This window comes from Phyllobacterium sp. P5_D12, from assembly GCF_054049495.1.
In genome coordinates, this window is record NZ_JBFUMG010000122.1 from 1 (window position 1) to 10,521 (window position 10,521).

Sequence of the window (10,521 nt, forward strand, 5' to 3'; positions counted from 1 at the left end):
ACCAAACTCACCCAAACCGAACAGGCAGATGCGGCGCTTGCGGCCAAAATCCAGCAGGGTGAAGAACAACTGGCTGGGCTGCTCGTCGCGGCGGCTGCCAAGACCGGGGAAGTCGAAACGGCGAGCACGACGCTCAAGGCGCTGCAAGAGGAGCTTGCCGGGCTTGAGGGACTGGGCGGCAGGATCGAGAAAGCCAAGGTCACGCTGGCGGATTACGAACGCGAGGGCGACGACCCGGGCAAGATCGCCAGGGCGAGAGCGATCCTTGCCGATCTGGAAAAAGACCGGGATGTGCTGAAGGGCGACCCCAACGGCGCGAATGACGAGAAAAAGCTGGGCACGATCAAACTGGCCGAAAAGGAGCTGTCGGCTCGCACAAACGAACTCACCGCCCTGACGGGGGACCCGAAAGACCCGGCAAAGCCGGGCAAGATCAAGCTGGCCATGGATGAGCTGGCTACATATGAGGGCAAGGACGGATCGATCGAAAAGGCCAAGGTCGAATTGGTGCGTCTCGACAAGCTGAAGAATGATGCGCTCGAGGATACCAAAACGGCAAAACTCGAAGCAGCGCATATCCGCAGCGATGGTTTGATCGAGACCGGACGGTTTGCCGAAGCCGCGAAGATCCTCGATGCCGCAGGTCTGACGGCGGAAAGCGCATCGCTTCGCGCCGTCGAGGCTTTCGTCAAGGATGGCAAGACCATCGAGGCAGCGGGTGAATTGAAGAAGCTCGCGCCGGTCAAATCCGTGGCGGCGCTCTTCACCCGCGCCGGCTTCGACGAGGAGGCGTACAAGCTTTATGCGCCGGCCGACTTCAAACTGGAAGACAAAACGAAATATGATGGTTCGGCGGGCGCACAACTCGCTGCTGCCGTCGATGAGAAGCCCTCGGTCATGCGCCACAAGATGACGCTGAACGGCAAGACCTTCTGGTACACAGCATCGGCCGGTCACTTGACCGCCTTTGCCAAGAACCCGGAAAAGCAGGACCCGCAAGCCTCGATCTTCTATACCGCCTATACCCGAGACGATCTGCCGAAGGAGGATCGCCCGGTCACCTTCTTCTTCAACGGCGGGCCAGGCGCGTCATCGATCTATCTGCATCTTACGTCCTTTGCGCCCAAACGGCTCGTCATCGATGCGCCGAACGTCAAGCCGGAATGGGCTGACAACCCGCCGGACAAATTCAATCAGGTCGACGACAAGGAATCCCTCATGGATAAAACAGACCTTGTCTTCGTCGATATCATACCGGGCACTGGCTACTCGCAAGCAATCGCTCCAAAGACCAATCAGAGCTTCTGGGATGTCACCGCCGACGTGCAACTGTCGCATCAGTTCATTCAGCGTTATGTCAATTTCAACCAACGCCAAGAATCGCCCAAATATCTCTATGGTGAATCCTATGCAGGCGGTACCCGTGTACCGAAGCTGGCGCGTGCCATGGAGGCAGCGGGTGAGCAAGGCTTTGACGCCAGCCCACCCGGCGCAAAAACCAAGGTTTTGACTGGCGTCGTCTTCCATTCACCGGGATTTTATGCTGGCGACAAAGATGCGGCCATGCTGCCCACGGCTGCCATGACAGCGATTGCTATTGGAAAAATCACAATACCGGCAACGACAACGCCCGACGTCTATGCTCAAGAGTTGCGCAGTTTCATGACAGACACTTATTTGCCTGCCCTTGCATCCAAGAAAAGTGTCGATATCTCGAAATATACGGGATCATCGAGTTCTGCCGCGAAGGATCTTCTAAAGAATGTTGTTTTTTACACCTACGATGCCCGGATGTATCTCCCGCGCAGTCATGAGTTTGATCCCGTTGCCGGAATAAGGGAGACACCATGGTACAACATAGACTTCTTCGAAGATCGTGCTTTTTACAACGCCATTACTTCGCTTTTTCCTCGAGAAGCAAATTATAAAGCGACATCATCTTATGTAAATTCATCCTGGGATAGCTGGTATCATCCATCTGCTGGTGCTTTTGAAAGTTGGAAGGGCTTAGAGTCGAGAAACGGCTTGCTGGATATTGTAGCGACACTCGGAATGAATCCTTCGCTCAAGCTTCTCGCCGTACATGGCTATTACGATACGGCGACACCTTTTTACCGCACGGAGCTGGATCTCAAAGGTGTCGAGATTGACCCCGTGAAGAAAACCACCCTGCTTGACCGCATTCCGGTCAAGAACTTCGAAGGCGGCCATATGATCTACTATTCGGAAAAGGCGCGTGCGCCGCTGAAGAAGACGCTCGACGACTTCTACGATGCTCCGCCGTATGGCACGGGGCCGACAATTGTCAAAGCCCGTGAGCTTGTCGCTACCGTGCCAGTGCAGCGTACCCCTGTCCCTGCCATAGCCCTGCATTAGGATCCATGACCATGTCGCGTACTATCATCATCGCGCTTCTCTTCTCCGCAATAGCCGGGTCGGTTCATGCCGGCGATCGCATTTGGGATCCGGAACCTGGGGCCAAAACGGAAAAGCAGGATGCGGCTTCGATCCAGAAGCTGCTTGACCTGGAGCTGCGTGCCAAATTCGGCGCTGCGGCAAAGTCCAATCACCTCTTGACCACGCAAGCTGCCGCCGATGCCGGCTGGGGCTTCGTCGCCGATCACTTCACCGAGATCGACAGTAATCATGACGGCTATGCCAGTTTCGATGAGGTGCAGACCTTCTTCGATGGCCGCTCGCCCCTGCCTGCCGCCAGAGCAAGGGTTGCGGCGAAAGTGCAGGTGGTGGAGTAGGCGACGGCAGGCTGTGGCACATGGCGTGCCATAGGAAGCGCGCCATTTCCGGCGAGAAATGTCGCCGGTCCGATTGACGACCCTTGGTGCGATCCTGATAGTGCAACCAGCAAATCACTACGTTGCATTGATCGAGACGCATTGGGAGACAATCATGAAATCGCGCGCCGCCGTTGCCTGGGAAGCCAAGAAACCGCTGACCATCGAAACAATCGAGATCGGCGGCCCCAAGCCCGGCGAGGTGCTGGTGGAAGTCATGGCGACCGGCGTCTGCCATACCGACGCCTACACGCTTTCCGGCCTTGATTCCGAAGGAAAATTCCCGGCCATTCTTGGCCATGAGGGCGCGGGCATCGTGCGCGAGATCGGCGCGGGGGTGACCTCGCTGAAGGTCGGCGATCACGTCATCCCGCTCTACACGCCCGAATGCCGGCAGTGCAAGACGTGCCTGTCGCAGCGCTCGAACCTGTGCACCTCGATCCGCGCCACGCAGGGCCAGGGCGTCATGCCCGACGGCACCAGCCGCTTCTCCTGCGATGGCGGCGAGGTGTTCCATTATATGGGCTGTTCGACTTTCTCGAACTTCACGGTGCTGCCGGAGATCGCACTGGCGAAAGTGCGTGAAGACGCGCCTTTCGACAAGATCTGTTATATCGGTTGCGGCGTCACCACCGGCATCGGGGCTGTCATTTATACGGGCAAGGTCTGGCCTGGCGCCAATGTGGTGGTGTTCGGCCTCGGCGGTATCGGGCTCAACGTCATTCAGGGTGCCCGCATGGTCGGCGCGGACAAGATCATCGGCGTCGATCTCAATCCCGGCAAGGTGGCTATGGCGAAGAAATTCGGCATGACCGGTTTCGTCAATCCCAACGAGGTTGGCAACGACAAGGTCGTGCAGGCGATTCAGGACCTGACCGACGGTGGCGCGGATTTCTCCTTCGACGCGACCGGCAATACCAATGTCATGCGCCAGGCGCTGGAATGCTGTCATCGCGGCTGGGGCACCAGCATCGTCATCGGCGTTGCGGAGGCCGGCAAGGAAATCTCGACACGTCCGTTCCAGCTCGTCACCGGACGCAACTGGCGCGGCACAGCCTTCGGCGGCGCGCGCGGCCGCACGGATGTGCCGAAAATCGTCGACTGGTACATGGAAGGCAAGATCGACATCGACTCGCTCATCACCCACACCATGCCGCTCGACGAGATCAACACCGCCTTCGACCTTATGCATGAGGGCAAGTCGATCCGCAGCGTTGTGACATTTTGATGGAACAGAATGTCAAGGTCGTCTTGAGCGGGCTGGACGAGCTTAGCCCGCGTGACCTTTATGACATGCTGAAATTGCGGGTGGATGTTTTCGTGGTCGAGCAGAAATGCCCCTATCCCGAGCTTGACGGCAAGGATCTGGATGCACTCCACCTTCGTCTGCTTTCGGGGGGCGATCTTGTCGGGAGCGCGCGAATCCGCAAACCCGCGAAGACCGATCCGGCTGCCCGGATCGGYCGGGTTGTCGTTGCGCCTGAGCACCGCGGCAAGAAGCTTGGCGACAGGCTCATGGTCGAGGCCATCGCACAATGCGAGCGGCTTTATGCCGAAAGCCCGATCAAACTATCGGCGCAAAGCCAGTTGCTGCGGTTTTATGAATCCTTCGGTTTCGTGCCGGTCTCGGAAGAATATCTCGAAGACGGGATTCCCCATGTCGACATGCAGCGCCCCGCTGTGCTGACCACGGAGTGACAAGCGATGTGGAAGCGGCATAATCCATTCTATCTTGCCGCGGCTGTTGGGCTCGTCGCTCTCGCTCTGGCGCTGTTCTTCGCGCCACGCAATGCTTATGTCGTCGCGGCCAACGTCTTCTTCGTGATCTATCTGGTTCTTTCCATCATCAAGGTCCGGAAACTGACGCCGGAATACCTGCACCGCAACGCGGCCAAATCCGATGAACCGGTGTGGATCATTTTTGCGGTGACCTTCGGCACGGTCGTCGTCGCAGTCAGCTCGCTGTTCGTGCTGATCAATTCCGGTGAGGATCCGCATCCTTTCGACCTCTCACTGGCTCTCGCCGCAGTGCCGCTTGGCTGGTTCACCGTGCACATGATGGCCGCCATCCACTATGCCCATCTCTACTGGCAGCCGGACGAGACGGCGGAGGGTGCAAAGCAGACGCCCCGCAAACATGTCGGCGGGCTCGACTTCCCGGGCGACAAGGAGCCCGGCGGTTATGATTTTCTCTACTTCTCATACGTCATCGGCATGACGGCCCAGACATCGGATACTGCGATCACCAGTACAGATATGCGCAAGATTAATCTGCTACACGCCATTGTCTCGTATATCTTCAACACGGTGCTTGTTGCGGCCGCTGTCAACGTCATCGTTTCGCTGGGTCAATAATCAGGGGAATTTATGGAAACGTTATCGATTGCCAAAAGCTTTGAGGGTATCCAGGGCGTCTATCGCCATCGCAGCGACGCCTGTCAGTGCGACATGACCTTTGCGGTTTTCCTGCCGCCACAGGCAAAAGAGCATCCGGTGCCGCTGCTCTGGTACCTGTCGGGCCTGACCTGTACTCATCAGAATGTCATGGACAAGGGCGAATACCGCCGCGTTGCCGCCGAGCTTGGAATTGCGATCATCTGCCCGGATACCAGCCCGCGCGGCGAGAATGTCCCCGACGAAAAGGACAACTGGCAATTCGGCAGCGGTGCCGGTTTCTATCTGGATGCCACACAGGAACCCTGGTCGACGAATTATCGCATGGCGAGCTATATCGCCTATGAACTTCCCGAGCTGGTTGCCGCGCAGTTTCCAGTCGACGTGACGCGACAGAGCATTTTTGGCCACTCCATGGGCGGGCATGGCGCCATCACCCTGGCCTTGAAAAATCCGGAACGCTTCAGGTCAGTGTCGGCGTTTGCGCCCATTGCAAGGCCGATGGTTGCGGGCTGGTCGCGTCCCGCCTTCGAGAAATATCTCGGCAGCGATGAAGCGGCGTGGCGCGCCTATGACAGCGTGGCGCTGATCGAGGACGGCTACCGCGTGCCCGAATTGCTGGTGGATCAGGGTAAGGCCGATGGCTTTCTTGATGACGGGCTGCGGCCCTGGTTGCTGGAAGAGGCCTGTGCCAAAGCCGGCATCCCGCTGACGCTCAACATGCGCGACGGCTACGACCACTCATATTTCTTTATCTCGACCTTAATGGCGGATCATATTGCCTGGCATGCTGACAGACTGTCTTAAATGTCTGCGACCATCTCATCGGTTTGAGATGGTCGCAGATATTCTGCCGCTCAGTCGAGGCTGCCGACCACGTGCTCGAGCTGTCCGATGAATTTCTGCCAGCCATATTGTGCACCGCGATAGTTGGCCTCGTCGTTTTGACCGAAGCCGGATTGCTCCATGCGCAGGTACGTGCCGCCATTAACCGGGGTGAGCGTGAAGGTGACAATTGTTTTGACGCCGTTTCGGCTTCATCGCCTGAGGCGCTCCAGCTATAGGAGAGGGGCTGCTGCGGCTCTACCACCAGGACTTCGCAGTCGGTGACGCCGTTCCAGTTCGGCATGGGCGGGGCGCGGAAGTTGAACCTGTGACCGACGACAGGCTGGAAGTCGTTGCTCATGAGCCAATCAGCGATGAGCGGGCCCTGGGTGAGTGCGCGCCAGACCTTTTCCGGCGCGTGCGGCATTTCCCGTTCGACGATGAGGGAACGTGTGGCTGTAGCTGTGGCATGTTGAGTCATTGGTCCATCCTGTTTAGCAAATCTTCGAGACGATCGAACCGCTCACGCCAGAATGCGCCGTAGAGGCCCATCCAGTCGATCAGCGGCGCAAGACCTTGTGGTTCTGCGCTATAGTGGGTTTGGCGCCCGTCGGGCCTATCCCGCACCAGGCCGGCAAGCTTGAGCACGCCCAGATGCTTGGATACGGCGGGCTGCGAGATGCCGGAATATTCCGTCAAGCCCCGCACGTTCTGCTCGCCGTGCCGCATCAACTGCTCGAAAATCGCGCGGCGTGTCGGGTCGGCGAGAGTGCGGAAAATACCGTCGGCTGTTGTGTCCATAATTGATAACCCTCGAGCTATGAATAGATCAATAACTCTACAGTTATGAATATGTCAAGCCGAAAAAATGAAATTATGATCTGGCCTTTTCTGCCAGACGCGGGTCGTTGGCAAAAATCTCCCGGCTGAATCCAAGCCTGAGTTCGGGATAGTCGCAGATGGCGTTGACGCCGTGGCTGGAAAAATGCAGCCGCCATGTCGTCATGCGAACAGGGTTCGGCATGGCAAAGCAGCCGCAGGAGAGCAGTGCAAGATTGATCCCGCCAAGTGGATCGYGCACGGATTGATAGCGGATGAGGTCGATACCCGCCTCATGCGCTTTTTCGGCAAGATCGAGACAAGCGGAATAATCAGTCAGATGCGTCCACTGCGGCGCCTGCTTGATGAAGGGCGCTGCGGTCAGATCGATTGCGCTGGTGGTGGCATAGCGCGCTTCGAACGCGGTGAATTCGAGGGCGTTTCGCGGCCAGGGTGTCGCCGGACTTTCGGCAAAGAAGAGCAGGCGGTAGAAGGCGGTTTCGGCCACAGCGGTTTCAACGTTCTCGCTGGCATAGAAAACCCCGGGCGAATAACCTTCGCGCCGAAAGCGCGAATTGCCGGGATAGCGGCCATAGCGAAACGGCGTCGCCAACAGGTAATCGAGATGTACGCACGCTGGCGGCAGCGGGGGCTTGGTGGCCTCAAGCTCGTCTTCAAGCAGGGCCTGCTCATCGAGTGTATCGACCAGCTTCATTGTGGAAACGCGGTGCTGCGCTTCAACCAGACGCCAGCATGCGCCGTGCAGGGATCGCGATTCAGATAGGAGCGCGGCGGGCGTCCAGATAGGCGAGGACATGGGCGAGACCGTCAATGGTTTTAATCCGGTTGAGCGGCTTGCCGCCGAGCATGGTGTTGTCAGTTCGCATCCACTGCCGCGCTACGCTATCGTCGCCGCCGACAATCGCGTCGAGCGAACGGTAGAGGCGGATGAACAGGAGCGCGAGTTCGTAGCTCTTGCCAGTGAGCGGGCCGCCGCTACTCTCGCTGCGCTTGAGCCGGGAAATGCTGGGTTCGGACAGACCGACGACGGTTGACAGCTCTCTGGCGGTCAGGCCGAGCAATTCAGCGGAACGCAGCAGCGCCTTGGACACAACGGCGGTCTTGCTTGGGGTGTCGATAATGGGTTGCGCGGTGGTTCGCATGGAGCGTCCTTTCACTGGAAATAAACGTACATTAAATTTCTGGTGAAATCAAGGGGTGCGCCGCCCGTTACCTCCTCCTCGTGGAAAATCCAAGAGAGGGGGTAGTACGATGATTGTAATCCCCTCTCTGGTGATTTCTAGCACTTAGCAAGGGCTAAGATGCTGAAATCACTTTCTCTCCCACAAGGGGAGAGATAATCGGCATCAACCTCGCGGGCACTACCTCCGCGCCGTCACACTCATCGGCAATCCGCCGTCCGGTTGTGTCGTCAGTTTCTGCACGGGCCATGGCTTTATATCCTCTGCGATATCGAAGCGATAGCGATGGAGCAGGGTCGCCAAAGCGATGATCGCCTCCTGCAGGGCAAAGCTTGCGCCGATGCAGACACGTGGCCCGGCACCGAATGGCAGATATTGGAACCGATCAATCCTGTCGCGGTTTTCCGGGTGGAAACGCGATGGCATGAAGGCTTCGGGGTTTTCCCAGTAGAGGCGATGGCGGTGTACTGTCCAGGGCATGACAAGGACGGCGGCACCCTTCGGGAGCACCAGGTCCTTGTATTGGTCGTCTTCGATCGGCTCGCGATTGATCGATGGCGCGGGTGGATAAAGCCGCATGGCCTCCTCGAATGCCGAGCGGGTGAAGGGCAGGGCGTCCAGCCATCGGTGCGGCGGTGGGACCTCGCGCTGACCCATGAAAGTATCGATCTCCTGCTCGATCAGATCGCGTTCCCATGGCGCCTTTGCCAGCAGATACAGTGTCCACCCCAGTGCCCGCGCCGTGGTTTCGTGGCCGGCGCCGATGAAGGTGATGATGTTGTCTTCGATCTCGGCGCGCGAAAGCCCCTGCGGCCCTTCGGCTTTCAGCAGAAGCGTGAGGAAATCGTTCGGGACCTTGTCGCCTTCCTTTTCCATGCGGGCCTTGCGCATCTCCATCGTGTTAGCGACGATCTGGCGGAAGAAGGCGAGCGCGCGGCGGCCCCTTATCTGGGTGAAGCGCGGCAGCCATGCAGGTGCTCCGAGGAGATCGAGTGGATCGACCCGGCCCATGGTTTCGAACAGGCGGTCGACCTCGTGGGAAAACTGGTCCGGATCACCGGCGATTTCTCCGGAAAACAAAGTGTCCGCAAGAATGTCATAGGTCAGCATGGTCATGTCACGCGACACATCGGTCGTGCCGGTCAGACCGTCGTAGCGACTAGCGAAAATATCGGTTGTCCTCTTCATGCTCTCCGCGAAACCATCGATGTGGCGCGGCGTGAAAACCGGCGCCATCGCCTTGCGCGAACGCCGCCAGACATCGCCTTCCGCTGTCAGCAGCCCATCGCGCAGGATGGGGCGCAGGATGCGCTGGCGCACCGCGGCCATCTTGTAATTCTTCGCGTTGTCGACGAGCACATGGCGGATCAGTCCCGGATCATTGGCGATGATCGTATGGGCGAAGGACCAGTCGATGGAAACCCATGGCTCATTGTAAGAAGGCTCGCCCCACAATTCGAGCGGGTTGCGGTAAATGGTGCGGATAAGCTGCAATGTGCCGACCGGACCGGTACGGGGTACTGGCGCCGGCGGGACAAAAGCGGTCGGTATCGTATCCATTCATAACCTCCGCCCATGGATGTGGGGACAAGCGGGGAAAAAGTCTACCAATTGACCGGAATTGGCGGCTCCTTACCCTACTAATTGCTACGTCGACGCAAAGAGCCGAATGCGTTCTGGTCCAGCCTGAATACGCCCGACAGTCTATTTCGCGCAGCCTTTTTTGAAGAACATATCAGAAACATATTCAAATCGATATTGTGAGGTTTTTCACCATGCTTTTTCGCCTGTGCTGGCTTGTTCTGGCGGTCTTTCTGGCGTCGTGCAGCGGGAGTTCGGAGGACGAGGATGCAGCTACGTCAGCCATCAGCACGTTCAAAATTCCGGATTTCTCGCAGGCTAAGCAAGAACCGGACATTCCCGCTATTCATCCTGAGTTCTTGAGTGATCCTGACTATGGGCCAGAGGGCAAGTTTTACGAGAACGAATTCAATGAAAGGCCAACCAGCAAAATAAATGGGATTTATCTGAAAGGCAGCCTGATACGATTCGCGGTAACGGCCGGACATCTAAAGGCCGAAAGCTCCCGCAACGCTTCGGCGAGCAGTCTTGGGAAGGCGGCAATTTTCTATACGGCCTATACGCGGCAAGACCTGCCAAAGACCACACGTCCGTTAACTTTCATTTTCAATGGAGGGCCGGGCGGCGCTTCGGCAGTGATGGACGTTGGTTTCCTTAGACCGATGCGGTTCGACTGGAATGCGCCAACGTTTGCGTTAGCCGATAACCCCAACACGTTGCTCGACAAGACGGACCTCGTCTTCGTTGACCCGGTTGGAACGGGCTATTCCAAAGCCATCTTTCCTAATAAAAATGATGATTTTTGGGGAGTCGATGATGACGCAAGCGTACTCGCCGATTTCATCATMCAATATATCAACGCCAATCAACGCCAGGAATCGCCCAAATATCTCTATGGTGTTTCATAT

General features: G+C 57.7%; 11 protein-coding genes and 1 pseudogene. 7 read left to right on the top strand and 5 right to left on the bottom strand.

Translation table 11 applies throughout. From position 1 onward, the window contains the following. The 6 genes from ACXJ5O_RS10600 to fghA all read left to right on the top strand — a co-directional run. A partial coding sequence (locus ACXJ5O_RS10600; protein WP_457299864.1) for a S10 family serine carboxypeptidase-like protein occupies nucleotides 1-2,376 on the top strand: 2,376 nt, incomplete at its 5' end. An 11-nt stretch (nucleotides 2,377-2,387) separates the two neighbouring features. Further along, on the top strand, nucleotides 2,388-2,753 hold the full coding sequence (locus ACXJ5O_RS10605) for a hypothetical protein (protein WP_457299865.1): 366 nt from the start codon (nucleotides 2,388-2,390) through the stop codon (nucleotides 2,751-2,753). A 154-nt stretch (nucleotides 2,754-2,907) separates the two neighbouring features. Further along, nucleotides 2,908-4,020, top strand: a complete 1,113-nt coding sequence (locus tag ACXJ5O_RS10610; RefSeq protein WP_457299866.1) for an S-(hydroxymethyl)glutathione dehydrogenase/class III alcohol dehydrogenase — start codon at nucleotides 2,908-2,910, stop codon at nucleotides 4,018-4,020. Further along, nucleotides 4,020-4,490, top strand: coding sequence for a GNAT family N-acetyltransferase (locus ACXJ5O_RS10615; protein WP_457299867.1), 471 nt, complete (start codon nucleotides 4,020-4,022; stop codon nucleotides 4,488-4,490). Before ACXJ5O_RS10610 ends, ACXJ5O_RS10615 begins: the two co-directional genes overlap by 1 nt. A gap of 6 nt (nucleotides 4,491-4,496) precedes the next feature. Continuing rightward, complete coding sequence (locus ACXJ5O_RS10620) at nucleotides 4,497-5,147, top strand: DUF1345 domain-containing protein (RefSeq protein WP_112531057.1); 651 nt, start codon at nucleotides 4,497-4,499, stop codon at nucleotides 5,145-5,147. Between the two features lie 12 nt (nucleotides 5,148-5,159). Next, nucleotides 5,160-5,993, top strand: a complete 834-nt coding sequence (fghA, locus tag ACXJ5O_RS10625) for an S-formylglutathione hydrolase (protein WP_457299868.1) — start codon at nucleotides 5,160-5,162, stop codon at nucleotides 5,991-5,993. A 50-nt stretch (nucleotides 5,994-6,043) separates the two neighbouring features. Here the strand turns inward: fghA and ACXJ5O_RS10630 are convergent. From ACXJ5O_RS10630 to ACXJ5O_RS10650, 5 genes and pseudogenes are all read right to left on the bottom strand, one after another. After that, a pseudogene (locus ACXJ5O_RS10630) lies at nucleotides 6,044-6,492 on the bottom strand (SRPBCC family protein). After that, nucleotides 6,489-6,812 (bottom strand): ArsR/SmtB family transcription factor, encoded by a 324-nt coding sequence (locus tag ACXJ5O_RS10635; protein WP_114427901.1) that lies wholly within the window; start codon nucleotides 6,810-6,812, stop codon nucleotides 6,489-6,491. The pseudogene ACXJ5O_RS10630 and the gene ACXJ5O_RS10635 overlap by 4 nt, the downstream one beginning before the upstream one ends. Before the next feature lie 73 nt (nucleotides 6,813-6,885). After that, entirely contained in the window at nucleotides 6,886-7,647 is a 762-nt protein-coding gene (locus ACXJ5O_RS10640; protein ID WP_457299869.1) for an RES family NAD+ phosphorylase, read from the bottom strand. Continuing rightward, the gene (locus ACXJ5O_RS10645; protein ID WP_457299870.1) at nucleotides 7,607-7,993 is read right to left on the bottom strand and encodes an MbcA/ParS/Xre antitoxin family protein; all 387 of its coding nucleotides are present in this window, start codon (nucleotides 7,991-7,993) and stop codon (nucleotides 7,607-7,609) included. Before ACXJ5O_RS10645 ends, ACXJ5O_RS10640 begins: the two co-directional genes overlap by 41 nt. A 219-nt stretch (nucleotides 7,994-8,212) precedes the next feature. Continuing rightward, nucleotides 8,213-9,592 (bottom strand): cytochrome P450, encoded by a 1,380-nt coding sequence (locus ACXJ5O_RS10650; protein ID WP_457299871.1) that lies wholly within the window; start codon nucleotides 9,590-9,592, stop codon nucleotides 8,213-8,215. 215 nt (nucleotides 9,593-9,807) lie between these two features. On the opposite strand from ACXJ5O_RS10650, the gene ACXJ5O_RS10655 reads away from it, so the two are divergent. Next, nucleotides 9,808-10,521 (top strand): S10 family serine carboxypeptidase-like protein (locus ACXJ5O_RS10655; RefSeq protein WP_457299872.1); only part of this gene is annotated, 714 nt, incomplete at its 3' end.